Below are 26,053 nucleotides of genomic sequence, written 5' to 3' on the forward strand. Positions count from 1 at the left end.
CTCAAAAAATAGAGCCTACGCTTGCACTTAACGCGGTGAGGCAAAAAAACCGGGTATAATCATTCATCTGAAAAATATCAAAACCGGCTGCCATGAAAGACGACATTAATCAGGATATTACCTTCCGTAAGCTCACCGTTTTTGTGATGTTCATGAACAAAGGCAACATCGCCCGTACCGCAGAGGCGCTGGAACTGAGCAGCGTCAGCGTCCATCGGGCGCTGCATACCCTGGAAGAGGGCGTCGGTTGCCCGCTGTTTGTCCATAAAGGCCGCAATCTAGTGCCGTTGCCCGCCGCCTGGACGCTGCTGGAATATTGTCAGGACGTGATAAGCCTGATGAGTAAAGGCCTGGAGCAGACGCGCAAAGTGGCGGGCGTTGGGCGCGGACGGCTGCGCATCGGCACGCTGTACTCGCTGACCCTGGAAACGGTGCCGAAAATTATCATGGGCATGAAGCTGCGCCGTCCCTCGCTGGAGCTGGATTTGACCATGGGCTCTAACCAGATGCTGCTGGATATGCTGGAAGATGATGCCCTGGATGCGATTTTAATTTCCACCAACGAAGGTGAGTTTGACGGGTCAGCCTTCGACGTTATCCCGCTGTTCCATGACGATATTTTTCTCGCTGCCCCGGCCAGTGTGCCGCTCAATACCGCTCAGGATGCCGATCTGCGTGATTACGCCGACCGCAAATTCGTGTCGCTGGCGGAAGGTTTTGCCACCTACGCCGGGTTCCAGGAAGCGTTCAGTATTGCCGGATTTGAACCAGAAATCGTTACCCGCGTAAATGACATTTTCTCGATGATAAGCCTGGTGCAGGCGGGCGTGGGGTTTGCCCTGATCCCAGGACGCATGAAGAAGGTGTACGAGAACGATGTGCAGTTGTTGAAGCTGGCGGAACCGTACCAGATGCGCCAGCTGATTTCGATTGTCTACGCACACCACCGGGAACGCGATCAGGACCTGTTGGCGCTGGCGGCAGAAGGGCGCATGTACGCCCGGAGTATTAACGGCTAAGCCGTTTAACCAGATGCTGCGCCACCTCGACGCTGTTGCGCTCGAGGCAAATCGCGTCGCCTTGCCAGCCCGCCAGATGCGTTAATCCGGTCAGCACGCTGCCCGGCGGCATCTCGATGGCGAGGCGGGCGTCACGCTGATTGGCTGAGACCATCGCATCCTGCCACTGCACGGTGCGCGCCATGTTATACGCCAGATCGTCGGCGATTTTCTGCGGCTCCCACAGCACCCGGCCCGTCGATCCACTGAGGTAGGCACGCTGAGGGCGTGACAACGTCACTGATTGAAACGCATCGGCCAGTTCCGCCGCGGGTTTATCCAACAGCGCACAGTGCGACGGCACGCTGACCGCCAGCCGGGTCGCTTTGCTGGCCCCGGCCTCCAGTGCCTTTTGCGCCACGCGCGCCATCTCTTCATCGCGCCCGGCAATCACAATCTGCGTGTCGGCATTGAGGTTGGCGATATACGTCTCGCTGCCCGCCATCAATTTTTCGACCTGACTAAGTGGGAGGCCGACGATCGCCGTCAGACCATAACCGTGGGGATAGGCCTGCTCCATTAAATCGCCGCGCAGCGCTACCAGACGCAGTGCATCGGCAAAACCCAGCGCGCCGGAAATCACCGCTGCGGGGTACGCGCCAATCGACAGGCCGCTGACGATATCCGGCGCGACGTCGTGGCGGATAAGCTCTCGCGCCCAGGCCACGCCTGCAATCAGCAGGCACAGCTGCACCGCACGGGTGTGCTGAAGCGCGTCGGCGGTATCAAGCGTGTCGGTTTCAGCCCCGAGTACGGTGCGGACCTCGGCGAGCAGTGCGTCACGATCGGGCAAGTTTTGCAGCATCCCGGCGCGTTGGGTGCCCTGGCCGGGGAAGGTAAAGAGGATTTTCATCATGGCTCCCTGTGCCACGGCGTCGCGGTCAGCTGCGGGCCACTGGCGGTTTTTAGCAGGACGCGTCCTTCGCGTAGCCATTCGTTCAACGCGAAAGCGCCAAAGGGGGTTTCAATCTGGGTATCCGCCCGGCATGGCAGTTTTTCGACCTGCGTCTGCCACTGGCGTAATTCATCCGGCGTCAGCGGCTGTGGGGCGCGGATGATCAAATCGAGATCGCTGTCGGCATGCAGAACCGGAATTTCGGTAGCGAGCGCATACCCGGTGCTGCCGGTCACACCCCAGTGCCAAGGCCACGCAAAGGTGGTGAGTAAAATAGCCGCCTGAACCGGCGGCTGGGAGACAAACGGGGAGTGCAGCAGGCGTTCGCGTTCCGCGAGCATTTCAGGCGTCACCGTACGGGTGACGGCGTCTGCGTTAACCCATCCGGCGGCACGCTGTTCGCGCTTGATGCCGCGGACGCCCACCGGAATATCAGCCTTGTCATTCACATCGCGCCGCACCACCACCGGCAGGCCGGGATGCCACTGGCTCGTGACCCACGTCTCCTGAATGTTCAGCAAAGCGTCAGCGTTTTTGAGCCACAGCAAATCGTGGGGGCGCGGTGTGAAAGTCATATTACATGCCTGAAGTTAAGGTAATGAACAGCGGTAACGACAGGATACACAGAACCGAGCTCAACAGCAGCACCGCTTCTGCGTCGGGAGACTGCACGCCAAAGCGGTTGCCGAACACCACGCCGAAGAAGCCCGCAGACAGCGCAATCATCAGGATAGCGGTGACAGCCACAGAACCGTGCAGACCGAAGGCCAGAACGATACCCCAGGCGATAAAGGGTTGGATCAGCAGTTTGGTAAGGGTGGCAATCCCGACCATCGCGTTCAGTTTCAGCTTACGGGCCGACAGGATAACCCCGGTCAGGAACAGGGCGGCCGCGGTGGCAGACAGGCCCAGTGGTTTAATCGCCGACAGCAGCAGGTCCGGCATTTTGATGCCAATCGCCGAGAGGATAACACCCAGCAGTGGGCCCATCACGATAGGTTTTTTCAGTGAACGCCACATCAGCACCGGCAGCATCGCCAGGGTAGAACCACTGTTTTCACCGGCTGCGCGCGCTTTTTCACGCTCAAGGATCAGCAGGCAGAACGGGGTCATCAGCACGGAACCACAGGCGATAGACACCGCCACCGACAGAGAGGTCGCAGAACCTTCACCCAGCACGCTGCCGAGGATCGGCAGGCCCAGCGCCGCATAATTCGGCAGGGCAACGGTCAGGGTCAGGACGGCTGCATCCTGTGGTGATTTTTTGAATACGCTGGTGGCGAGAAAATAGATAGCCGCGTAGGTAATCCACATGGCACCGGTCAGCACCACGATCAGCGGAGACTGGGCGACGATCCCAGCCCATGGCGTCTGCACGGTTGCGCTAAAAAGCGCCGCAGGCAGGGCAAAGTCCATCACGAAGATATTCAGCAGCGACACATTTTTGTTGTCGACCATTTTGGCTTTGCCGGCCCAGAAGCCCAGCAGCATGATGATAAAAATCGGAGCAAGAGCATGAACAATTACGTAAGTCATAGATCACCTGTAGATAAAAAAAGATTTGGCACTGACACGATGTTTATATTTTTCTAAAAGCGGCTGTACCGTGGGCGCTATGCTGCGCCCGACGGCGACCGCTTTCGGCAGGTCTTTTTTTACGTACTTCTTACTGCGACTCGTTACCAGCTGGCGCGCATCCGTTCGCGGACCAGGGTTGAGCTCCGGCGATTTTCCGCGCCGAGACGGTTTTTCAAGCCAGGGTCCTGACGTGCGTCGCGAACAGACTGTTGCAGGATGATTAACACCTGCGCCAGATCGGCGTCGGTTGGCGCGTCCGGATTGCTGATATTCAGCAGGTCGGAGAGCAGGCCAAGCGTTGCATAGTTGCTAACGTCGTAAGCCATTGGTGGAATGGTGGCCGCCAGTTTCTCCAGCGCATCCACGGAACGCAGGGTGATACGCGCCGCAGACGCTTTACCCATGGCGTGGACCAGCACCCCCTGATCGTTGAAGGCAATCAGACGATTGGCCTGATACCCGTGCGCCAGAAACGCCCCGGACATCGCTTTCCCGACGATAAGACCAATCACCGGATGGCCCGCCAGACGGGCTTTGGCGTAAGCTCCGGCGGCCCCAGCCAGCGCCTGGTGGATCCCGAAGGCCTCTTCGCGGCGGCCATAGGCCTGGCTTGGGACGTCAATAACCGCCACGATAGGGCGCTTCACGTCGCGGTCAGCGTCGGCATCGATGGTTTCATTCACCACTTTCGCCAGCGTCCAGCCTTCCAGCAGACCGACTTCACCGTTGGCGGCGCGTGGATAGTGGTTGTTGGCATCCGGCACCACGGCGATGAAACGCACGCTTTCGCCATTCAATTCACCGTCAGCGACCTGCACCGACGGGCACAGACCGCTCATGCGTGGCGCGTTCGGCGCGAGTTTTTCCAGCCATACGGCCCCACGGCTATTGGACTGAGTCATCATTTCACCTCCCGGGCAAAAAGCTGTTTGATCTGCGCCGTATCGGCCTGCTGACGGGTATCAAAGTTCGTCAGACGGGCGAGGAATTCGGCATATTTGTCGCTGCGGTTCTGCGCTGGAACGCCTTTGGCGATCGCCTCATTCATCGCGTCTTTCACCGCGTTGATACCGTCGCCAACCAGGGCATCAACGAGGCCGCTTTGATAGCGAATCTCGCCCCCGGTCATGCTCCAGATAAACGGTCGGTCGCGGGAGTCATACTCTTCGATACCGGCTTCCTGTTCGATAACCTGCGGCCCGTTGAGGCCCAGACGGGCTTCGCGGGTGACAATCAGGTAGCTGCACAGCGCGGCGGCGATCGACATCCCGCCGAAGCAGCCAACGGTGCCCGCGATAATGCCGACCACCGGGGTGTAGCGACGTAGGTCCACGATCGCCGCGTGGATATCGGCGATGGCGGCCAGACCGAGGTTGGCTTCCTGCAAACGCACGCCGCCAGTTTCAAGGCACAGCACGGCCTGCGTCGGGATACCGTTGCGGTTATCTTCTGCCGCCAGTTCGAGCGCGGCGGCCATCTTGGCCCCGGACACTTCGCCCATGCTGCCGCCCTGGAAGGTGCCTTCGATGGCAATCACCACCGCCGACTGACCGTTGATGGTGCCGCGTGCGACCACCATGCCATCGTCGGACTGTGGGACTACGCCCTGCGGCGCGAGCCACGGCGACATAATTCCTTCGAACGGATCGAGCAGTTCACGGTAGCTGCCTTCATCCAGCAGCGCATGGGCACGTTCGCGGGCCCGTAATTCAATAAAGCTGCGGTCGTTACGCATGGCTCACCTCTTCAAAAACCTGTTCGATACGAATGCGTGCCACCCCGGGCGTCGCGCCGAAATCGTGAATGATCAGCGTGCCTGCGGGCAGGCCGTTAGTCAGGTTCAGGCGGTCAAACAGCGCATTCCAGCGACGGGTGCTGTTGTCGACCGAGGTGGTGATATCAATACTGAGCGTGTCCCCTTCGCTGGCGGTGAACAGAACTTCCATATCACCAGAACCAACGACCCCTGCGAGGGCTTTGCCGCTGAACGTGCGGCTGGCAGGGAATGACAATGTAATGTGTTCCATAACATCCTCTTTAAATTGAGCAAGACGCGGGCTGGCTGACCCTGTCGAGAAACAGCGTGGCGGCAAGCAGATCGGCGGCCCCGCCGGGTGAGGCGTTGAGGGCCAGCATCTGCGCATCCAGACGGGCGAGAGCCTCGCGGCCTGCGAATGTCGCGCAGCCCCCAGCGGCAAGCACCGCCCGGGCACCGGTCTGCATCGCATCCAGGCCGGTCATGCCCGCACGAGACAGCACGCAGGTATCGCTGAGCGAGGTCATGACGGCCATCAGCGCATCGAGACGGGCGTCGCTTTCATGAGCACCCTGGGCGCGGCTGCGTAACAGCTGCGGCAGGGCCAGGGTCATTACATGCGGAAACGCCTGTTGCGCTTCCTCACGTGCGCCCGGGACCCGATAGCGGTGCGTCGCCTTTAACCCTTTGCTGAAAACTTTCGGCGCGGCGCTGTCCGGCAAACGGGCGAGCAGGGCGGCGGTGGCCGCAATCTCCTGCGCGCTGGCGTTGTCATTCAGCATCGCGGCGGCGCTGACCAGCAGGCCCAGCGCCCAGATAGCCCCGCGATGGGTGTTAACCCCGTCGGTGGCGGCCATCATCCGCTGTTCGCCTTCACGACCCAGACGACCGACGGTTTCGCGCAGGGCGATGTCGGCGGGGCGCTGCCAGCTGTGTCGGGCCAGTTGCAGAAACGTAGGGGTCAGGCTGTGCGCAGAGCGCTCCATCAGTGCCAGAGACAGATCGTGATGGGCACCGTTTCCCCGGCTGTCCACCAGACCCGGCTTCGGGCTTAATCGCGCTTCGTCGATCAGGCAATCGCGGGCGATAACCGCCAGTCGATGCGCCTGAATCTCTGCTTGAGTCTGTGACAGCTGTTTCATTACCAGCTCCGGAATTTCGCAGGTGGGTTATAAAGACCGTCTGACCATTCGACCAGATCCGCCACGCTGCCTGCCGCGAGCAGGGAACGGGTGGCATCGCTGCGGCGAATGCCCATGTCTTCCGGATACACCACTTTGCCGCTCTTACGCAGGTCAGCGACGCGTTTGGCGTCAACGCCGAGGCCGATATCGGTGATCCCGGCTACGGCGGCAACCATGGCGCGGCGCTCTTCCATATCTTTGGCACGGTAGAGATAGGCGATGCCTTCTTCGGTCAGCACATGGGTCACGTCGTCGCCGTAAATCATGACCGGAGCCAACGGCATTCCGGAGGATTGAGCCACTTCAACCGCATCGAGTTTTTCCACGAAGGTCGGCTTGACGCCTGCCTGGAAGGTTTCAACCATCTGCACCACCAGTTTTTTACCGCGCTGCATCGGGTCGGGTTCGGTCATCATGTTCAGCCACGCCGGAGTGGCATGACGGCGACCGTGTGGGTCATGGCCCATGTTTGGCGCACCGCCGAAGCCGGACAGGCGACCACGGGTCACGGTAGAAGAGTTTGCCAGGCCGTCGACCTGTAAGGTCGAACCGATAAACATATCCACCGCGTACTGGCCTGCCAGCTGGCAGAACGCACGGTTAGAACGCATCGAGCCATCGGCACCGGTAAAGAACACGTCCGGGCGGGCGCGGATGTACTCTTCCATCCCCAGTTCGCCGCCGAAGCAGTGCACGCTTTCCACCCAGCCGCTTTCAATCGCCGGGATCAGCGTCGGATGCGGGTTGAGGGTCCAGTGTTTACAGATTTTGCCCTTCAGGCCGAGCTGTTCGCCGTAGGTCGGCAGCAGCAGTTCGATAGCCGCGGTGTTAAAACCGATGCCGTGGTTCAGGGACTGCACCTGGTGTTCCGCGTAGATACCTTTAATCGCCATCATCGCCATCAGGATATGTTCCTGTTTGATGAGACGCGGGTCGCGGGTGAACAGCGGTTCGATAAAGAACGGTTTATCCGCCACCACCACGTAATCAATCCACGAGCCGGGAATATCGACGCGCGGCAAGTCGCACTCATCGTCGACCAGTTCGTTAACCTGGGCGATAACGATCCCGTCGCGGAAGGCCGCGGCTTCGACCAGCGCAGGCGTGTCTTCGGTACTTGGCCCGGTGTAGAGGTTGCCTTTGCGGTCAGCTTTGTAACCGGCAATCAGCGCCACGTTCGGGCAGAGATCGACATACAGACGGGAGTAGAGTTCGATGTAAGTATGGATAGCGCCGATTTCGAGCTGACCGTCCTGAAGCAGCTGCGAAATACGCAGGCTTTGCGGACCGGAGAACGAGAAATCGAGCTTGCGGGCGATACCTTTTTCGAAGATATCAAGGTGTTCGCTGCGTCCGACGCTTGGCATGATCATATGCAGGTCATGGATTTTTGCCGGGTTAACTTCAGCCAGCATACGCGAGAGGAAATCCGCCTGTTTCTGGTTGTTACCTTCCAGCACCACGCGGTCGCCGGGAGCAATCAGTTTTTCCAGCGCATCCACCAGACCGTCGGTGGGAATTACCTTACCCTGCACCGGAAGGGATGCTACGCGGCGTGCTTTTTCGCTACGGCGCGTGTTCCAGTTCCGGGCCGGAGTTTGGCCAGCATTCATTATCAACCTCCTGATTCAGCAAATCATTTTTGCCTGGATTTATGCTGCAGTAAGTCTGCTCCGTAAGGAGTAGAGCATCAATTAAGCTGCGGAAAGGATTGTTAGCCTGAGAGTAATAATTGCCGATGAAATTATGTGACGGCGATCGAAGCAAGAAAGTTGAGTGTAGACTATGCAGGAGAAGGCGGGTTTGTGAGCGAGGCTTAAAGGTGAGTTGGCCTACCGCCGAGGGGCGATAAGCCGCTGCTTGAGATTATTTCTTCTTACCGATCATCGATTTTAAATCAGCGAATGGGTTATAGGTTGCGGCACCCACGTCGTCCTGCGCATCTTCCCCGGCAATCACCGTGCTACCGTACTGATCCGCTTCGGTGTACTTCGAGTGTTCGTGGTCGTGGCAATACAGGCACAACAGCTCCCAGTTGCTGCCATCCGCCGGGTTATTAGTATGATCGTGGTCGATATGGTGAACCGTTAATTCACGCAGATTGGAATAGACAAACTCGCGCGAGCAGCGTCCGCAGACCCACGGATAAATTTTGAGTGCTTTCTCACGGTAGCCGCTTTCGAGGCGCGTGTAGTTTTTTGGGATCACAGCCATGGCCGATGTTACCTGTCATAAAGAGTGTTGCGGCTATTGTATCCTTGATGGAATAGCAGGAGAAATGAAAAAACCAGACTTAGTCTGGGTGAAAAACGTTTTCACATCCGAGGGCAATCGCCAGTAAAAAATGCGTGTCCCGAGACGTTGCTAACAACTCCATACCCACCGGCAACCCGCTCTCAACCTTACCACACGGCAAGGTAATGGCAGGCAGGCCGCTGATAGCGGCCAGTTCAGGGGCACAACCCGGCGGCATTTTATCCAGGCTTGTCGGCTGACTACCGACGGTGGGATAGACAAAAGCATCAATGCGATCATGGTCTGCCGTCTGGGTGAGTGCCTGGTATAACCCGCGCTGGAAGCGACGGCCATTCAGCCACTGCGGCGTTTTCAGGCTATGCGAGGTGAGCATCTGTTCCAGCAGGGAACGAAATTCGGGGAGGAACGCCCCGGAGGCGACAATCTCCCGCAGATTGTTGGGCCCGTTTTGCTGTTGCACCAGCCAGCCATTGAAAGCCACCTGGAACTCATCCAGGCTCAGACAGGGCTGCGATTTCACCTGCGCCAGTATCGGCAGGTTCACGTCAACAAGGGTCGCCCCGGCCAGCCGCAGCTGATTCAACGCGTGATGCCAGACACGGAGCTGCGCCGGATTTTCGCCTTGCAGCGCCGGAATTACCCCCAGACGAAGTGACGATAACGGGGCGGCCTCCGGTTGCGTTGGCGGCTCGCCGTGCATAATGGCGTGCAAGAGTGCCGCATCACGCACGGTGTGAACCATTGGGCCGACGGTGTCCTTGCTCAGAGCTAACGGCGCAACGCCCGCAAGCATGTCGCGCCGGAACGCAGGTCGCAGTCCGACGAGGCCGGTATAGCTACAGGGAATGCGAATCGAACCGCCGGTATCCGTCCCTAACGCAGCGTCGGCCATTCCGGCGGCGACAGCCGCCGCGCTGCCGCCGCTGGAGCCACCTGCTGTTACTTCAGGCTGCAAGGGATTACGCACATCGCCGCCGAGCGAGCTGCGGGAACGGACGTCAAAGGCAAACTCAGACATATTCGCTCTGGCGAGAATAATCGCCCCGGCAGCCCGCAGACGCTGTATGACGAGAGCGTCTGATGCCGCCTTGACTGAGGCCAGACCTTTACAGCCCAGCGTTATCGGCCACTCTGCGCAGGCGATATTGTCTTTCACGATCAGCGGAACGCCGTGCAATGGCCCCATCATCGCCCCACGCTGTTTGCGTTGCTGGTAGCGTTCGGCTAATACCATCGCATCGGGATTGACACCAAGAATGGCATTCAGGTGCCGGTTGTCAGTGATGGCCTGAAGCCGCCGGGCTATCTCTTCGCGACAATCGAGGGGAGGGATAAGACGCATTGCATGCATAGAATAATGTCCTGAAAAAAATGGCAGGCCATTAAGCCTGCCTCTTGATCCGCTTAGTCCCGGGTGCCTGCGGTAATGGCATCGATTTCCTGCGGGCGCAGGCGGATCTCTGCGGCACGGCGGTGGCCCTGCATGCCCTCGGTGCGGCTTTGGCGGATAGCCGGTTCGGCGATCGCCGGGATGCCTTGCTCATCAATCCACTGATGGGTACAGACTTTGACATACGCCCCGACCCACAGCCCGCCGGTGTAGCGCGCTGCCGCCATGGTCGGCAAAGTATGGTTGGTGCCGCAGCATTTATCCGAGAAGACAACGCTGGCGTTTTGCCCGATAAACAGTGAACCATAATTGCGGATCTTCGCCGCGGTAGCGTGCGGATCGCGGGTATGAACCTGTAAATGCTCGGTTGCTATATGGTCGGCAAAGGCCACCAGCTGTTCTTCTGAGTCGCAAACCACGATTTCGCCCTGACGACGCCAGGCTTCTCCCGCCGTGGCGGCGGTAGGCAGGTTACCTAATTGACGTTCAATTTCGGCAAGGGTACGACTGGCGATATCCTGGCTGGTGGTCGCCAGGCCGACGCGGGTGTGGATATCATGCTCCGCCTGGGCCAGCAGATCGGCGGCCAGAATACGCGGGTCGGCGGTGTCATCTGCCACGGTGAAAATCTCACTCGGCCCGGCCAGCGCATCAATCCCGACTTTGCCAAAGACCTGACGTTTGGCTTCGTTCACGTAGGCATTGCCAGGGCCGACGATTTTATCCACGGACGGGATGCTTTCTGTTCCCCAGGCCATCGCCGCGATGGCCTGAGCCCCGCCGACTTTGAAAATGCGGTGCGCCCCGGCCAGATGGCAAACGGCGATCATCGCCGGATGCGCGCCCGGTGGCAGGCAGGCAATAATCTGCTCACAGCCTGCCACGGTGGCGGGCACAATCGACATGACGGGCGCGGAAAGGATAGGGTAGCGCCCACCGGGCACGTAGCAGCCGACGGTCTGGACCGGAATGATCCGGTGCCCGAGATGGACCCCCGGCAGCGTTTCGACTTCCAGAGGTAACAGGGTAGCGAACTGCGCCTGCGCAAAGCGGCGCACCTGCGAAATGGCAAACTCGCTGTCGCGACGGGTCTGCGGGTCCATTGCCGCCAGCGCCTGCTCAATTTCCTGGGCAGAGACTTCAAACTGCTGCGGCACGACCGTGTCAAACTGTTGAGAGTAGTCGCGCAGCGCCGCATCACCTTCTCGCTTCACGCGGGCGATAATGGCGCTGACGGTATCGGTCAGGGAACGGTCGGCTTTCTCATCCTGTCCCTGCGGGCGTTTGATCCAGTTCACCTGGTTAACAATTGATTGTGCAGACATTATGCGTTCTCCATCTGACCGAGTTTGATTTGTGCCAGCAGCGCCAGGTGATCGTACACCACCCACTCATCGACAATTTTGCCGTTCACAATGTGATAATGAGACATACCCATCACGAACAGACGCTCTCCGGTTGGTTTGCCCAGTTCGCCATAGCCGAGGTGATGGCCTTCCATTATCCAGCGGATAGCCACTTTCACGCCGCCTTCATCGCACGGATTGGAGCAGATATGCTGCGGCAGCCATGCCCCGTCCGGGATCATGCCAATCAGCGCCAGGGTCTGGTGCGTAACCGATGCCACACCGTACAGCTCTTTCATTAACGGGCCGTGATACTGCACGTTCGGGGCATAGACCTCTTTGATTTTGCCCAGCATCCGGCGGTTATAGATTTCATGCATCCAGCGCAGGCACTGCTCTTCGGTGTCGGTATGGGCAATGGAGACATCGCACTCCACCTCTGGTGGATACTGGCCCAGCATCCGGCCATTCTCACCGATATCGGTGACGCGGAAGCCCTTATCAAACTGCTCCTTAGCCATGTTAAAGGCTATCTCATCGGTATTGAGGCCCAGCTGTTTCATCATCGACATGTTGTCACTCACCACCCACTCACGATAAATCTTGTTCTCGTGGATCATGCAGTCGGCGACGGTACGGGTGACAAAGGTACGGTTAGTCGGTTGGCCGAGATGGCTGAATTGGGTATGACGCCCGGTGCCGGTCACCAGGTGGGAGGTATAGAAACCATCAACGTCATTGCCATTCCAGATGACCTGCGTCGCCATGCCCCGACGTTCCGGGAAGGCCACCAGTCGTTTCAGCGTGTCCTGCACGACTTCTTCACGGGTATACAGCGTACCCAGCGCGTTATACAGCACGCAGTTATGCGTGTAGTGGGTATAAATTAAACCCACATCGCGTTCATCCCATATTTTATGGGTGCAACGCACGATATAATCGACAATATCGGTATAACACTCATCAAAGCCTCTTAATGACTGTACGCGCGGGCGTTTCTCCGGCACCAGGTCGATAAAGTCGCGGCGTTCAATCTGTAATACCGGTTCGTCACGCTGAATTTTATGGGTATTTTTCTCGGGTACTGCTGGAGCTTTATTGGTTGCTTCAGTTGAAGACATAGGACCTCCTGCATTGATGTTCAGATGTTTTCAGATAATACGATCCCTGCATTCATAAAAAATGAATGAGAGGGGGGCGCCGCAATTAATATTGCGGCGGGTAAAAAGGATTAGGCTATTAAAATATTATTGATTGACGATTTGTGACCAAATAGCTAATTCATCGATGCCTAAATATTCGCGAATAATTAATCCATCGCGGAGCTCAAGTTGGCTAATGCCGGTTATCGACACGGGTTTGCGCGTCGGTGCTCCAAATTTCCCGTAGCCGTCATGCCAGGTTAATAATGACCAGCGCAGGGAAATACGCACCGGTTCATTGGCATCTTTACGCACAATTAAATGGTGAAGCTGGGTTTCGCTGTCAGCGAACGAGGCGCGATAACCTGCCAGCAGGGCGCTGATTTCCGCCTCGCCGGTGCCCATACAGTGGCCGGGTGCATACAGCGTAGCGGCAGGGTGATACAGCCCGGGAACCGTGCCGCTGTTACCCCCCGCCCACATCGTCAGATAGCGTTCGATGACCCCGGCAACAGGGCCGCTCACGTCGTCGCCTTCAGGCCCGCCCGCCCAGCGCGCATCAAGCACTTCCGCCGTAGGATCCTCCAGCTCCAGTTGCTGCCGCGCACGGCTCAGGCTGTGGGCAAATTCGCGCATGTCCAGCCCCAACTGGGCCACAATGGCGGCTCGGTCCTGCAATAACCACTCCTGACGCACCGCACCATCGGCGCAGATACGATCCGCCCAGGTGCGTACCCACACGTTCTTCCCGGTTGGCGGGCCGAAAAAGCCTTCGCCCTGATGGCGAATCGAGGCCATCGTGCGCTGCGAGGCATAATATTCGCCGCCGGGTGCGTCGGTGCAGAGAATATCTTCCGTCAGCACGCTGCGCTGGGGAAAGCTGTACATCGCTTCCAGGGTGTGGCGCATAAACTGTGACAGGTCGGTGAGTTGTTTCTCAGGGGTAATAAACACCACCGGCGAGCCGTAAAAATCAGCGAGCTGACCGATATCTTTTTGCTCCCAGACGACATGCGTCAGCGTCAGAATAAACTGCTGGATGGAGTCGAACTGGGGGCTAAAACCAGGCAATCTGCTCATTTGCTCTCCTGAGGCTGAAACAGGGATACACCCTCTTTTTCGATAATGCCGCTGCGCGGGCGGCGGGTGGAGTGGCGGACAACCAACATGCCCGGGACCATAATTTGCTCTGGCTCAATGGTGTCACTCTCAATTTGCTTCATTAACAATTCTACCGCCGCGTCGACCATCTCCTGCACAGGCTGCGAAACGGACGTCAGCGCGTAAGAAGGCCAGCCCGACGGGCCTGTATCGTCATAGCCAACGATGGAGAGATCCTGCGGAATTTGCAGGCCGAATTCGTAGCGGGCGACGTCCATTACCGTCAGCGCCATGTGGTCATTGGCAACAAAAATGGCGTCCGGTACGGGCGTCTGCGAAAACAGGCTGTAGGCGGCACGCACGGTCTGACGGGTATCGTAATCCCCGTTAACCACCTTAACATCGTCAATGCCGTGTTCCTGCAAGGCGGCCAGATAGCCACGCTGGCGAGCGATGTTGACCGATGAATCCGCCACGCCGCCGACGTAGGCATAGCACTGGTGTTCCCCGGCCACAAAAAATTCGGCGATTTGCCGCGCGGCGGCTTCGTTATTGCTGTTCACGCTGGACGCCATCCCGCTGTCTTCGCTGCGGTTAAACAGCACCACCGGGATGCCCGCCGCCAGACACTCTTCCGAAAGATCCAACGACAGCGTGACCGACGCCAGCACGATGCCGTCCACGCGATATTGCATAATCTGATCGAAAATCCTGTCCACATTGCCGTCTTTATCAGCGACAAACAGCAGCAGGTGGTAGTTCAGGGTGTCCAGTTTTCGCGCCAGCGATTCGAGAACCTGCGGATAAAACGGGTTCTCGAAATAGGACACCACCACGCCGATAATGCGCGACCGGGCGGTATTAAGAGAGCGGGCAATCGCGTTGGGACGATAGCCAAGCTCCCGGGCAGCCTTGAGCACTTTTTCACGCGTCGCCGGGGAAATGCTTGCCCCGGGCGTGAAGCTCCGTGAGACCGCCGACTGCGATACCCCTGCCAGTTGTGCCACCTGCTGCGAAGTGACCGCCGCAAAACTCTTCCGCTTCATTACCCCAGTTCCTTATTTTTGACTCTCTCCACCGCCGTTGACTTCAGCTGACGACCTCATCAGACACGCCGTGAAGAGAGGGTGTTTTTTATACTTACACCATCTTTGCATGCGTATGCAACACACAAAATTAATTTTCTCACAATGCTACTCAGGTCACTTTACAAAATTGAAACCTTTTCGTAACTTCAGTTCTTGAATACGTATTCATCGAAATATTCATGCCGTCAACGATACCGGGCAAACGGAGAGGGAACCAGAGGGACAGAGCCGGTAAATGCCGTACTTGACTGGTTAAAACCATTACCTTTCAGAGGTTCACAACCATGTTTCGAGCACTGTTACGCCGACCTGAAGCCCGGCTCTTTTTCGTCATCAGTATTCTATTTTTCATCTGCATCCACAGCATTGACGCCTTTCTTGCGCCGATGATGCTGGAGCAGGGCATCGAACCGCAGGTGATGGGGATGATCATGGGGGCCAGCGGCCTGGCGACCCTGCTGATTCGCTTCCCGCTGGGGATCGTGTCCGACGTGGTCAAAAGTCGAAAAATATTCATTCAGATTAGCCTGTTACTGCCGATATTTACCTGGCCTTTAGCCTGGCTGGATCCCAATCCGGTCACCTTGTATCTGGCTAAAGCGGCAGATGGTGTCACCGCCGCGACCTGGGTTTTATATAACATTTTATTTATGCGCTACTTTGACCGCAGTGAAGCCCCGGCTGCCGTCGCATTACTGGCCCTGGCAGGTCCGGTAGGGGTGTTTATTGGCAACTGCATCGGCGGATTGTTAATTCACTATTTCGACAACAACATCGCCTTTTTCCTCTCCTGTATGTCCGGTCTGCTGGCGCTGCTGCTGACCACGCGCATCACCGATGTACACGACGCCGTGCGGGCACCCACCTTACAGGCCTGCGTTGTGGCGGCACGTAAACAACTCAGCGATCGTTCAGTGTGGATGATAGGTATTCTGGCGACCATTGTGATTCTGGTGCCGTTCGCCACCCGGGATACGCTCACGCCCATCTATGCAGAACAGCTTGGGGCGCGGGCAGGGATTTTGTCGTTGCTGAGTAATATTCATCTGGTCTTTTATGCGATAGCCGTCGCGCTGTGTAGTTCGGTGTTTTATAAACGCCTTGGGGTGGTGAAAACGGCGGTCCTCGGGATTATTTTGCAGGTGCTTTCGACCATCGGCATTCCGTTCACCAGCAATATGTATGTCATCTACGGCTTGCAGGCGATGGCCGGGTTCTCATTCGGTATGGCGTTTGCTGCCTTTATGTCGTTAAGCGTGGTGAATACCACCTCCGATGAACAGTCCACCCGAATGGGGTTGTTCCAGACGATTTACTCGCTGGGTATGTTTATTGGCCCGGTAATTATGGGCGTTATGCTGCAACATATTAATATGGCCTCTGGTTATATCGTTATCGCCGCACTGTCGGTGGTGGCGGTGATGATGACCCCGCTCTCTGCGCGCTGGGTTTATTCCCGACAAATAAAAAAAGCAGATGAGCCAGCCGCGAAAGGGCAATTAGCTGCCGCCCGCGATAGATAATTTTTTATAGGTAAATAACCCATCCTGGTTTATCGGGAGGGGATCTTTCATTCCAATTTTTCAAGGAGTACATCATGGCCTATGCCTTAAAAACCAGTAAGCCTGTTCAGGAACGTCAGGAAGCCCAGCGTCAAATAAGAGAAACGGTGGAACTTATCCTGGCGGATATCGAAAATCGCGGGAATAAAGCGATCCGCGAATTATCCATTAAATTCGATAACTATGATCGGCAGGATTATCGCCTCAGTGAAGCCGAAATTAATCAGTGCATACGACAATTGAGTCGTCAGGATATTGCAGATATCGAATTTGCGCAGGAGCAGGTGGTTAACTTCGCTCGCCAGCAGAAAGCCTGTTTACTGGATTTGGAAGTTGAAACCCGTCCAGGGGTGATCCTCGGTCATAAAAACATTCCGATTAACGCCGTCGGCTGCTATGTGCCGGGGGGGAAATATCCGCTGCTGGCCTCGGCGCACATGTCGATTATCACCGCCAACGTCGCAGGCTGTTCGCGGATTATCAGCTGCGCGCCACCGTTTAAGGGTGCCCCGGCCCCGGCGATTGTGGCGGCCCAAAAGATGGCGGGCGCGACGGAGATTTATGCGTTGGGCGGCATTCAGGCTATCGGGGCGATGGCGCTGGGCACTGACACGCTGGCCCCGGTGGATATGCTGGTGGGGCCAGGCAACGCCTTCGTGGCCGAAGCCAAACGCCAGTTGTTTGGCCGCGTCGGGATCGACCTGTTTGCAGGCCCGACCGAAACGTTGGTGATTGCCGATGAAAGTGTGGATGCGGAAATCTGCGCCACCGATCTGCTGGGCCAGGCAGAACACGGTGTTACCACGCCCGCTATCCTGCTGACCAACTCGGAAAAACTCGCCAGAGAGACGATGGCGGAAATTGATCGACTGCTGATGAAATTGCCTACCGCCGATATCGCCCGTCGCGCCTGGGAAGACTATGGGGAAGTCATCGTCTGCGAGAGTTACGACGAGATGCTGAAAGAGGCCGACCGCATCGCCTCCGAACATGTGCAGGTGATGACCGAACGTGACGACTGGTTCCTCGCCAACATGACCAACTACGGGGCGCTGTTCCTTGGCCCACGCACCAACGTGGCCTATGGCGATAAGGTGATTGGCACCAACCATACGCTGCCGACGCAGAAAGCCGCTCGCTACACCGGCGGTCTGTGGGTCGGCAAATTCATGAAGACCTGCACCTGGCAAAAGGTGTTAACCGATGAAGCGACCACGGAAATCGGCAGCTACTGCTCGCGTCTCTCCCTGTTGGAAGGTTTTGCCGGACACGCCGAGCAGGCCAATATCCGCGTGCGCCGCTACGGGCAGACGGACGTGCCTTACGCGACTCCGGCCCCGGTGAGAGCGAAGGTGTGAGCATGACGCTACCGCAAACGCCTTCATTCTCCCTGCATGGCAGACGGGCACTGGTCACCGGTGGCTCGAAAGGGCTCGGTTTTGCCAGCGCGGTAGCGTTGGCGCATGCCGGGGCAGAGGTGTGGATTGCCGCCCGAAATCGTGATGACCTGGCTGAAGCGGTCGAGTTGGCCGCAGGCGGCGGGTTGACGCTGCACCCGCTGGCGCTGGATATCACGGCATCAAAACAGGTGGCAGAAACCCTGAGCACCTTGCCGACGATGAATATCCTGGTCAACAGCGCCGGATTAGCGCGTCATCAGCCGTTCCTTGAGGTCAGCCAAGCGAATTTTGACGCGGTGATGGACCTCAACCTGCGGGCGACCTTTTTTATCAGCCAGCAGGTGGCCCGGCGCATGCGCGAGGCAAAGATGGCAGGCGCAATCATTCATATCTCATCGCAAATGGGCCACGTTGGGGGTCCGCAGCGCAGCGTCTACTGCGCGTCGAAATTCGCGCTCGAAGGGCTGACGCGCACCATGGCGCTGGAGTTGGGAGAGGCAGGGATCCGGGTTAACACTCTGTGCCCGACCTTTATCGAAACCGAACTGTCGCGAGCATCACTGGAAGATCCGGATTTTCGTCGCTATGTGATGAGCAACATTAAGCTGCCGCGGCTGGGCAACGTGGAGGATGTCATGGGGCCGGTGGTTTTTCTCGCCTCTGACGCGGCGGCGATGATCACCGGCAGTGCGCTGATGGTGGACGGAGGCTGGACGGCAACATGACCCGACTCCCATTGATAGATAACAGTCACACCCCGTTGGTGCTGATCGGCGGCACGTTGTGTACCGCCCGACTGTGGGGACCGTTGATTGAGCGCCTGAATGTTTCCGCAGTTATCTGCCTGACGTTAGCCAGCGCCGATTCGGCACAGGAATCATCCCGACAGCTATTACCTGTGTTGCCGCCACGTTTTTTGCTGGCCGGCTTTTCGTTAGGCGCAATCGTCGCGCTACAAATGGCCGCCGATGCGCCTGAGCGGCTGGCGGGCCTGACGCTTACCTCGGTTAACCCGTTGGCAGACCGCCCGGAAAATGCGGTGCCCCGGCGGGCGGCGGTACAGGCGGCGCGTGAGCAGGGGCATGGAGAGTGGCTCTCTGGCTCACTTTGGAACCACTACGTGGCCCCGACAAACCGTCACAACCGCGCGTTGCACGACACCCTGTGCCTGATGGCCGAAGAGACGGACAGTGAAACCTTTTCTCGCCAGACGGAAATCGCCATCAGCCGCCGCGATAACCGTGCCGCGTTACGCGGTCTACGTTGTCCGGTGCTGATCCTGAATGGTGAACACGATCCTATTTGTACCCCGGAACATCACCGATTGGCCGCCGAATGTGCGCCGAAGACAACCTGGGTCACCCTCAATTTAGCGGGGCATTTTTGTGTCCTTGAATCGCCGGATAACGCCGCGGCCCCGCTTCGACAGTGGATTATGGAGTCCTTGATATGCGAGTAAATAATGTCAAAAAGGCGCTCGCGGAAAAGCGCCCGGTCGTTAACGGCTGGCTGGCTATTCCGTCCAGCTACAGCGCCGAAATTATGGGGCATCAGGGCTACGATGCCGTCACCGTGGATTTGCAACACGGCATGATTGATTTCGCCAGTGCGCTAACCATGCTGCAGGCGCTGTCCGCTACGCCTGCGGTGCCGCTGGTGCGCGTCGCCGACAATACGCCGGCGCAGATCATGCGAGTGCTGGATGCCGGGGCCTATGGGGTTATCTGCCCGATGATCTCCACCCCGGAACAGGCCCGCCAATTTGTCTCTGCCTGTCGCTATTCCCCGGAGGGCATACGCTCGTTCGGCCCGGCGCGCGGCCTGCTGTATGGCGGGGCTGACTATCCGCAGCATGCCAATCGCGAAATCCTTACCCTGGCAATGATTGAAACCCGCGAAGGGCTGGCCAACATTGATGCCATTCTGGACACCGACGGGCTGGACGGGGTTTTTATTGGGCCGAACGATCTCTCTCTGACGTTGACGGGGGCCGCCAGCGCCGAATCTACCCATCCGGAGATGTTGGCGGCGATTGAGTGGGTGGTTAGCCGCTGTCGGGAGAAGAACAAGATCGCGGGTATTTTCTGCACCTCGGGTGCCGCCGCCGCCCAGCGTATCGCCGAAGGCTTTAACGTTGTGACGCCGGCTAACGACGTTATGCAATTGGGCCGTGCCTCGCGCGAAGCCATCGCGCTGGCCCGTGGCAATGCTATCCCCACTCCCGGCGCGTCCGGTTATTAACAGGAGCTGATATGAAATCCATTACCTTAACCTCTGCTCAGGCCCGGAGTCGCCTGGTCGCCCCGCAAGACATGGTTTCCTGCAATCTGGCGTTTATCGACTGTAAGCTGCCTGGCTCTCACCTCAAGCAGAACTATTCGTTTATTGGTCCAGGCGTGACGCAATCTTCCGCTCAGGTGGTGAATATTCCTGAACCCCACGGGTTTAACATCGGTGCGGCGGCGATGCCGAAGGGCGTGACCAATAATTTACACCTGCATTTTACCGCCGAGGTCTTTTTAATTCATGAGGGAAGCTGGCGTTTTCGCTGGGGGGCGAACGGCGAGCATGAAGCGGAATTCAGCGCCCCGGCTATTCTCAGCATCCCGACCTGGATTTTCCGCGGCTTTACCAACGTCAGCAAGGAAGATACCTGTGGCATGGTTTACACCGTGCTGGGCGGCAATAATACCGGGGGTATCATCTGGCACCCGTCCATTCTTGAAGCCGCCAGCGAGCATGGGCTTTATCTGAGCAAAGATAACATGCTGATCGACGTCAATGCGGGAGATGTTCTGCCTGAGCCCTCCGCGCTGCTGCCCCCGTTGGCCGCCGAGGAAATTGCCGCGTTGCGGGACTATTCCGTTGAAGAGATGCGCCAGCGGGCGGTGACGGGCGAAGCGCGCCAATGGTCGTCAGACGGGCTGCTGGATGCGGTTCTACCGGGGCATGGGGGGGAAATCGCCCCAGTGATTGGCTATGGTATCTCGCAGGATAAACACAGTGCGCCGCCGCTCACCCAGCCGCACGGTTTTTCCGTCGAGTGGCTGCGTTTGCAGGCTGAGCATCAGGTTGGGCGTCATCTTTGCCCTGACGTTCAGGTGATTATGGTGTTCAAAGGCACGCTGGAAGTCACCTGGAATCAGGCAGGGGAAGAGGTCAGCATTATTGCTCCGGAACGGTCGATAGTCTCTCTCCCAGCCAACAGCTGGCGGCGTTATCGCGCGATCGACGGCGGGACGGAATGTATACTCACCACCCAGGGCGATCAGCGCAAACGTCTGTACTGGGATGAGGAGATTCTCCAGCAGGTCAGGGCATGCAATCGCGGCCTTGATCCCGACGGGTATGTCAGCAAACTGGATATCCTGCCCGCGACCGCCCGCCGCGCGGGGGCAAAAATAGAAAGCCTGGTTGAAGAGGAGTAACCCGCAGGATGGAAACAGGCCGGAGCAATGGCTCCGGCAACCTGACCTGCAAACTGGCGCAGCCCAGTACAATACAGGTATAATCCCGGGAAATATTCAACCGGTTTATACACGACAATGACAAAACTCACCTTACAAGAGCAGATGCTCAAAGCGGGATTAGTCTCCAGCAAAAAAATGGCCAAAGTTCAACGAACGGCCAAAAAATCACGCGTTCAGGCGCGTGAGGCAAGAGAGGCGGTCGAAGAGAATAAAAAGGCCCAGCTTGAGCGCGACAAACTGCTCAGCGAGCAACAAAAACAAGCCGCGTTATCGAAAGAATATAAAGCCCAGGTAAAGCAGCTGATTGAAATGAATAAAATCACCATTGCCCGAGGCAATATTGATTTTAACTTCACCGATAATAATCTGATTAAAAAAGTAGTGGTCGATAAGCTGACCCAGGCGCAGCTGATCAGCGGTCGTCTCGCGATTGCGCGTCTGGTGGCCGAAGGCAGTGCCGATCCTGTTTATGCCATTATTCCGGCAAGCGTAGCCGATAAAATTGCCCAGCGCGATGCCAGCAGTATTGTGTTAAACAGCGCGCTGAGTCAGGAAGAGCAGGACGAAGACGATCCGTACGCAGACTTTAAAGTGCCTGATGATTTGATGTGGTAATGACGCGTTCAAAATGGACTGTCCTGGCGGGCTTCAATCAGCTCGCCGCTGACAGGGTGAACGAAATGCAGTTCGCTGGCGTGCAGCATCAGGCGTGAGGCCTGTTCACTGCCGGGCAGCCGTTTACCGCCGTACAGATCACAACCCAAAATAGGGTGGCCCAACAGCTGGCAGTGAATGCGTAGCTGATGCGTCCGCCCGGTCTCCGGGGTCAGTTCCACCCGCGTTAATGCCAGTTCCGTTCCGCTTTCTTGCGTTTGATAAAGACGCTCCACGACCCGATAGCGGGAGCGGGCGGGCTTACCGTGGATGGCGCAAATCGACATCAGTGGAAACAGGGCCGGATCTTTGGCAATCGCCGCCTCTATCACCCCTTCGTCGTCGGCCAGATGGCCACAAAGCAAGGCCTGGTAAATTTTGGTCACGCTGCGCTGGCTGAATTGCTGACAGAGGGCGGCGTTAATCGCTTTATTGCGTGCAATCACCATCAGCCCGGATGTACCAAAATCAAGGCGGTGAACCAGGGTGCAGCCGGGAAAAAGGTGTACCAGCCGGTGGTGTACCGAGTCGAGATTTTGCGGATTTTTCCCCGAAAGGCTGAGCAACCCGCTGGGTTTATTGATAATCAGCAGGTGTTCGTCCTGGCGGAGGATCTCAATCTCGTCGTGGCACGGCGGGGCAATAAAGGTATCGATAATCGTAGACATCAGGCTGCCCTGCTGGAAAGTGGCTGCGGATAATAACTAATTTTCAGCCAAGTGGCGACGATAAAGCGCCCGTGTTAAGACTATGCGGTAATGTCCCCTTTGACCAAATCTGAAATGTCACCCATCGTATTTTGGGGGGGATATTTCATGGCAAAAGAATAATTAGCATGAGTCACAAAGAGCTCGATCGGCTCCAGATTATTCGGGAGTCGGTCAGCCGCCACATCACTCAGGACCAGGCTGCGGAGCGAATAGGTATTTCAGTCCGGCAGGTCAAACATGGCTTGTTCCCCATTGATTACACAACGTGTTGTTAAAAATGTCCGCTTCTGGCTGTGAGTTGCCCCAGAGGAAATTAGGGCTGACGTGCGGTTAAATGGCAGTAGGTAACCGGAGAAAAAGTGCTTTTTCCTGTGTCATTGAGGGCTGGAATCCATGATGCAGGTAAAACTGTTTTGCCGCATCAGACAGGGCATGCACCATAATGGCCCGGACGCCAATATTCTCCGCAACCCGGCAAATACGTAGTACCGCATCATGCAGTAAATCCGCACCAAGGCCCTGGCCATGGTAACTCGAATCAACGGCCAGCCGGGCCAGAATTATGATGGGAAGGGGATCAAGCATATTTCGTCTGAGTCCACCGGGTGCAATAGCATGAGTAACACTGCCGGTGGCCAGAGAGTAAAAACCAATCACTTGTGAAGAATCGTCCCGGCATAGCACAAACGTTCTGGCGGCGCCGGTCGACTGGTTTTTTAACCCCTTGAGCCTGATCCATTCATCCAGTGCAGCTTCCCCGGAGTGAAACTCTGAAAGAATGTGAGTCGACTTTAGCGGTGCGGGAGCGGTTACTTTTCCCACTGCGGTTTTCTCGCCAGGAGCGTATCCAGTGCCGGATTCGCTGTAACGGGTGCATCCAGCATATCGATAAACTCGGCGTACTGTTCATCATTGAGATTAAACATCCGGCGATCAAGGATAACGTTTTCAGCAGCCTGGCAGGCTATGTCTAGTATAAAGTCGGTGCGTGATTTATGGAGAATACCGGCGGCGGTATCGATCAACGCGCGCTGGGCTTCTTTAACCCGAATGTTAAGCTGAACATCAGATTTCATGATGAGCCTCTGTATAGCAAATGATATACACAGCTTACACCGGCCGTATAGAGAATGCTATACACATTGGGAGCGACATTTTTGTGCCCGGACAGCATTGAAACAATAAACCTATGCCTTAGTCAGAAGTAAGGACATTTGTGTCTTGCAACAAAAAGGCCTTTTCTGCTTTGCGTTGACACGATAAAGCGCCCGGTGGCGCTGATGCTTGCCAGGTCTACGAACCGTAGGCCCGATTATCGCAGCGCCATCGGACATATAAGCGTTAATTTGCCAGTTATTTACTCAAATCACTCAACAACACCGCAATGCTTTGTCCGCCCTCGGTGTGCTCAAGGCCAATTTTGACGATGATGGTCAGCGGCACCGACAGCAACATGCCGACCGGGCCGAGTAGCCAGCCCCAGAATATTAACGATAAAAATACCACCAGGGTGGAGAGCCCCAGGCCCCGGCCCATGATCCGCGGTTCGAGAATATTGCCAAACACCATGTTGATCGCCAGATATCCGGCCAGCACGACCAGGGCATCGTAGACCGTGCCGAACACCAGCACTTGCAAAATTGGCGGGACGGCGGCCAGCACCGAGCCAATATTGGGAATGTAGTTGAGCGCAAATGCCAGCAGACCCCAGATAAAAGCAAAGCGTACATCGAGCGCGGCGAGCATCGCCCAGGCCACCAGCCCAGTCACCAGGCTGATGGCGGTTTTCAGCACCAGATAATGACTTACGCTGTCGAGAGCTTTCTGGATAGCCGCCATGCCTTCCGTCGGGCGGACCATCATCTGCTGGAGCTTGGCCGGGAGCTGCGGCACTTCAAACAGCATAAACACCACCGTTAACAGCAGCAGGAATATTGACGACATGGCGTTGGTGAGCTGCGTCAGCAGGCCAGTGACCAGGGTCATGGCGGCGTTAGGGTCGATGTATTTGACCAGTTCATTGACCGACACCTCAATGCCGAAACGCTGAAGCAACGGTTCGAGGCGTTCCAGCGGCACAATCAGCGACGAACGGTATTGCGGCAGGGTACGGGCCAGTTCGTTCAGCGAAGTCCCTATCGAGGCCAGCAGTAATACCGCCACCATAATGATAAAGCCGATCAGCAGCGTGACCGCCAGCCCGCGAGGTATCCGCCAGCGTACCAGCAGCTGCACCACCGGGTTTAGCACCACGGCGATAAACAGCGCCAGAATAAAGGGCACCACAATATCGGCTGCAAAACGAATGCCCGCGAGGATAACCACCAGCATCCCCAGCATGATGACTATCTTTAATCCATTAAGAGTGATGCCTGACTTTGCCATAACGTTCCCTGATAAAATGTTTAACAACATTATAATGTCGGAAGCGTTGAGAACATACTTATTCCCATTTATCCGTCTGGGTAAAGAATTGAAAAGGTTTTGAGTTTATTGTTCCGCTATGCCAGAATTAGGGCGTGTATAACTACTGAGGACAATTTTCATCCGCAAAGACGAGAAGCAACACCGCGGATAATTGTAATTTTATGGACATGTTGTTCAGAACCCGCACTACCACGCAATCTTTTGTTTTTCCTTCCTTTTACTTGCTATCCGGTGAGCAGCACTGGCGCTCTGCGCTATAGTCATCTCCTTCGTTTGAGCTAAATTTTAATCACTTTTTTACGGTTTGCGTCTGACGCGAACTGCAACGGATTATATTCTCAGGCAGGAGAAGAACCATGTTTTACTGGATATTATTAGCCTTAGCGATCGTCGCTGAAATTACAGGTACGCTGTCTATGAAATGGGCAAGCGTCAGCGATGGTAATACCGGTTATATTTTAATGCTGGGCATGATTGCCCTTTCTTATATTTTCCTTTCCTTTGCGGTGAAAAAAATCGCCCTTGGGGTGGCCTATGCACTGTGGGAAGGCGTAGGTATTTTGTTGATTACGCTGTTTAGCGTACTGATATTTGATGAAAGTTTGACCGTGATGAAAGCGGCGGGCCTGGCCACACTGGTCATGGGGATTGTGTTGATCAAATCAGGCACCCGCAAAGCAAAAAGCCCGCGTGCCGAGGTGAACCATGCCGCAGTTTGAATGGGTTCACGGGGCATGGCTGGCCGCTGCGATTGTACTGGAAATTGCCGCCAATATATTCCTTAAATTCTCCGACGGTTTTCGTCGCAAGATATATGGCATTTTATCGCTGGTGGCGGTGCTGGCTGCGTTTAGTGCGTTATCGCAGGCGGTAAAAGGGATCGATCTCTCCGTCGCCTACGCAATTTGGGGTGGGTTTGGCGTGGTGGCGACGCTTGCGGCAGGCTGGATCCTGTTCGGTCAACGCCTTAATTACAAAGGCTGGATTGGGCTAGTCTTTCTGGTCGCCGGTATGGTGATGATTAAACTCGCATGAT

Annotated in this window: 28 protein-coding genes and 1 pseudogene; 11 read left to right on the forward strand and 18 right to left on the reverse strand. The window is 56.7% G+C overall.

All coding sequences use genetic code 11. The annotated features are described in order from the left end of the window. The first annotated feature begins 92 nt into the window (after window positions 1-92). Window positions 93-1,019: a LysR family transcriptional regulator gene (locus SIK69_RS18150; protein ID WP_319630462.1), complete on the forward strand. Its 927-nt coding sequence runs from the start codon at window positions 93-95 to the stop codon at window positions 1,017-1,019. Here SIK69_RS18150 and mdcH read toward each other — a convergent pair. From mdcH to SIK69_RS18220, 14 genes are all read right to left on the reverse strand, one after another. Continuing rightward, window positions 1,009-1,911, reverse strand: coding sequence for a malonate decarboxylase subunit epsilon (gene mdcH / locus SIK69_RS18155; protein WP_319786711.1), 903 nt, complete (start codon window positions 1,909-1,911; stop codon window positions 1,009-1,011). The genes SIK69_RS18150 and mdcH overlap by 11 nt on opposite strands. Continuing rightward, window positions 1,911-2,528 carry a malonate decarboxylase holo-ACP synthase gene (locus SIK69_RS18160; RefSeq protein WP_319630461.1) on the reverse strand — a complete coding sequence of 206 codons (618 nt, stop codon included), beginning with the start codon at window positions 2,526-2,528 and terminating at the stop codon, window positions 1,911-1,913. The genes mdcH and SIK69_RS18160 overlap by 1 nt, the downstream gene beginning before the upstream one ends. A 1-nt stretch (window position 2,529) precedes the next feature. Further along, window positions 2,530-3,489 carry an AEC family transporter gene (locus tag SIK69_RS18165; protein ID WP_319630460.1) on the reverse strand — a complete coding sequence of 320 codons (960 nt, stop codon included), beginning with the start codon at window positions 3,487-3,489 and terminating at the stop codon, window positions 2,530-2,532. Window positions 3,490-3,632: 143 nt separating this feature from the next. Continuing rightward, complete coding sequence (mdcE, locus tag SIK69_RS18170; protein ID WP_319787214.1) at window positions 3,633-4,433, reverse strand: biotin-independent malonate decarboxylase subunit gamma; 801 nt, start codon at window positions 4,431-4,433, stop codon at window positions 3,633-3,635. After that, complete coding sequence (locus SIK69_RS18175) at window positions 4,433-5,266, reverse strand: biotin-independent malonate decarboxylase subunit beta (protein WP_319630459.1); 834 nt, start codon at window positions 5,264-5,266, stop codon at window positions 4,433-4,435. Before SIK69_RS18175 ends, mdcE begins: the two co-directional genes overlap by 1 nt. Next, window positions 5,259-5,558, reverse strand: coding sequence for a malonate decarboxylase acyl carrier protein (gene mdcC, locus SIK69_RS18180; protein WP_319630458.1), 300 nt, complete (start codon window positions 5,556-5,558; stop codon window positions 5,259-5,261). The genes SIK69_RS18175 and mdcC overlap by 8 nt, the downstream gene beginning before the upstream one ends. 10 nt (window positions 5,559-5,568) lie before the next feature. Beyond that, window positions 5,569-6,429 (reverse strand): triphosphoribosyl-dephospho-CoA synthase, encoded by an 861-nt coding sequence (locus SIK69_RS18185; protein WP_319630457.1) that lies wholly within the window; start codon window positions 6,427-6,429, stop codon window positions 5,569-5,571. After that, window positions 6,429-8,084, reverse strand: coding sequence for a malonate decarboxylase subunit alpha (gene mdcA, locus SIK69_RS18190; RefSeq protein WP_319786712.1), 1,656 nt, complete (start codon window positions 8,082-8,084; stop codon window positions 6,429-6,431). Before mdcA ends, SIK69_RS18185 begins: the two co-directional genes overlap by 1 nt. A gap of 253 nt (window positions 8,085-8,337) precedes the next feature. After that, window positions 8,338-8,685: an HNH nuclease YajD gene (gene yajD / locus SIK69_RS18195; protein WP_319630455.1), complete on the reverse strand. Its 348-nt coding sequence runs from the start codon at window positions 8,683-8,685 to the stop codon at window positions 8,338-8,340. 79 nt (window positions 8,686-8,764) lie between these two features. Beyond that, on the reverse strand, window positions 8,765-10,078 hold the full coding sequence (locus SIK69_RS18200) for an amidase (protein ID WP_319786714.1): 1,314 nt from the start codon (window positions 10,076-10,078) through the stop codon (window positions 8,765-8,767). Window positions 10,079-10,131: 53 nt separating this feature from the next. Beyond that, window positions 10,132-11,442, reverse strand: a complete 1,311-nt coding sequence (hisD, locus tag SIK69_RS18205) for a histidinol dehydrogenase (RefSeq protein WP_319786715.1) — start codon at window positions 11,440-11,442, stop codon at window positions 10,132-10,134. Further along, a complete protein-coding gene (locus tag SIK69_RS18210) occupies window positions 11,442-12,584 on the reverse strand; it encodes a nuclear transport factor 2 family protein (RefSeq protein WP_319630452.1) in 1,143 nt (380 codons plus the stop codon). Before SIK69_RS18210 ends, hisD (SIK69_RS18205) begins: the two co-directional genes overlap by 1 nt. Before the next feature lie 126 nt (window positions 12,585-12,710). Beyond that, complete coding sequence (locus tag SIK69_RS18215) at window positions 12,711-13,685, reverse strand: nuclear transport factor 2 family protein (protein WP_319630451.1); 975 nt, start codon at window positions 13,683-13,685, stop codon at window positions 12,711-12,713. After that, the gene (locus SIK69_RS18220) at window positions 13,682-14,752 is read right to left on the reverse strand and encodes a LacI family DNA-binding transcriptional regulator (protein WP_319786716.1); all 1,071 of its coding nucleotides are present in this window, start codon (window positions 14,750-14,752) and stop codon (window positions 13,682-13,684) included. Before SIK69_RS18220 ends, SIK69_RS18215 begins: the two co-directional genes overlap by 4 nt. A gap of 326 nt (window positions 14,753-15,078) precedes the next feature. On the opposite strand from SIK69_RS18220, the gene SIK69_RS18225 reads away from it, so the two are divergent. The 7 genes from SIK69_RS18225 to SIK69_RS18255 all read left to right on the forward strand — a co-directional run bounded on the left by SIK69_RS18225 (window position 15,079) and on the right by SIK69_RS18255 (window position 21,841). Further along, a complete protein-coding gene (locus tag SIK69_RS18225; protein ID WP_319786717.1) occupies window positions 15,079-16,317 on the forward strand; it encodes an MFS transporter in 1,239 nt (412 codons plus the stop codon). A gap of 74 nt (window positions 16,318-16,391) precedes the next feature. Beyond that, the gene (hisD, locus tag SIK69_RS18230; RefSeq protein ID WP_319786718.1) at window positions 16,392-17,714 is read left to right on the forward strand and encodes a histidinol dehydrogenase; all 1,323 of its coding nucleotides are present in this window, start codon (window positions 16,392-16,394) and stop codon (window positions 17,712-17,714) included. A 2-nt stretch (window positions 17,715-17,716) separates the two neighbouring features. Beyond that, window positions 17,717-18,481 (forward strand): SDR family NAD(P)-dependent oxidoreductase, encoded by a 765-nt coding sequence (locus SIK69_RS18235; RefSeq protein WP_319786719.1) that lies wholly within the window; start codon window positions 17,717-17,719, stop codon window positions 18,479-18,481. Continuing rightward, window positions 18,478-19,215: an alpha/beta fold hydrolase gene (locus tag SIK69_RS18240; RefSeq protein WP_319786720.1), complete on the forward strand. Its 738-nt coding sequence runs from the start codon at window positions 18,478-18,480 to the stop codon at window positions 19,213-19,215. The genes SIK69_RS18235 and SIK69_RS18240 overlap by 4 nt, the downstream gene beginning before the upstream one ends. Then, window positions 19,206-19,997 carry an HpcH/HpaI aldolase family protein gene (locus SIK69_RS18245; RefSeq protein ID WP_319786721.1) on the forward strand — a complete coding sequence of 264 codons (792 nt, stop codon included), beginning with the start codon at window positions 19,206-19,208 and terminating at the stop codon, window positions 19,995-19,997. Before SIK69_RS18240 ends, SIK69_RS18245 begins: the two co-directional genes overlap by 10 nt. A gap of 11 nt (window positions 19,998-20,008) precedes the next feature. Beyond that, window positions 20,009-21,184: a cupin domain-containing protein gene (locus tag SIK69_RS18250; protein WP_319786722.1), complete on the forward strand. Its 1,176-nt coding sequence runs from the start codon at window positions 20,009-20,011 to the stop codon at window positions 21,182-21,184. 117 nt (window positions 21,185-21,301) lie between these two features. Next, the gene (locus tag SIK69_RS18255) at window positions 21,302-21,841 is read left to right on the forward strand and encodes a DUF2058 domain-containing protein (RefSeq protein ID WP_319630443.1); all 540 of its coding nucleotides are present in this window, start codon (window positions 21,302-21,304) and stop codon (window positions 21,839-21,841) included. 8 nt (window positions 21,842-21,849) lie between these two features. Here SIK69_RS18255 and SIK69_RS18260 read toward each other — a convergent pair whose 3' ends face one another. From SIK69_RS18260 to SIK69_RS18275, 4 genes are all read right to left on the reverse strand, one after another. Then, window positions 21,850-22,548, reverse strand: coding sequence for an RluA family pseudouridine synthase (locus tag SIK69_RS18260; RefSeq protein ID WP_319786723.1), 699 nt, complete (start codon window positions 22,546-22,548; stop codon window positions 21,850-21,852). Window positions 22,549-22,920: 372 nt separating this feature from the next. Then, window positions 22,921-23,412, reverse strand: coding sequence for a GNAT family N-acetyltransferase (locus tag SIK69_RS18265; protein WP_319786725.1), 492 nt, complete (start codon window positions 23,410-23,412; stop codon window positions 22,921-22,923). Beyond that, complete coding sequence (locus tag SIK69_RS18270) at window positions 23,400-23,666, reverse strand: type II toxin-antitoxin system TacA family antitoxin (RefSeq protein WP_319786726.1); 267 nt, start codon at window positions 23,664-23,666, stop codon at window positions 23,400-23,402. Before SIK69_RS18270 ends, SIK69_RS18265 begins: the two co-directional genes overlap by 13 nt. A gap of 277 nt (window positions 23,667-23,943) precedes the next feature. After that, window positions 23,944-24,975 carry an AI-2E family transporter gene (locus SIK69_RS18275; protein ID WP_319630437.1) on the reverse strand — a complete coding sequence of 344 codons (1,032 nt, stop codon included), beginning with the start codon at window positions 24,973-24,975 and terminating at the stop codon, window positions 23,944-23,946. A gap of 149 nt (window positions 24,976-25,124) precedes the next feature. Here SIK69_RS18275 and SIK69_RS23010 point away from each other — a divergent pair. The 3 genes and pseudogenes from SIK69_RS23010 to mdtI all read left to right on the forward strand — a co-directional run. Then, window positions 25,125-25,277 (forward strand): annotated as a pseudogene (locus SIK69_RS23010) (protein YdgV); the annotation flags it as partial. 96 nt (window positions 25,278-25,373) lie between these two features. Then, complete coding sequence (gene mdtJ, locus SIK69_RS18280) at window positions 25,374-25,736, forward strand: multidrug/spermidine efflux SMR transporter subunit MdtJ (protein WP_319786727.1); 363 nt, start codon at window positions 25,374-25,376, stop codon at window positions 25,734-25,736. Continuing rightward, on the forward strand, window positions 25,723-26,052 hold the full coding sequence (mdtI, locus tag SIK69_RS18285) for a multidrug/spermidine efflux SMR transporter subunit MdtI (protein ID WP_319786728.1): 330 nt from the start codon (window positions 25,723-25,725) through the stop codon (window positions 26,050-26,052). Before mdtJ ends, mdtI begins: the two co-directional genes overlap by 14 nt. Window position 26,053 lies beyond the last annotated feature (1 nt).

The sequence above is a fragment of the Scandinavium lactucae genome (assembly GCF_033843265.1).
Classification (GTDB): domain Bacteria; phylum Pseudomonadota; class Gammaproteobacteria; order Enterobacterales; family Enterobacteriaceae; genus Scandinavium; species Scandinavium lactucae.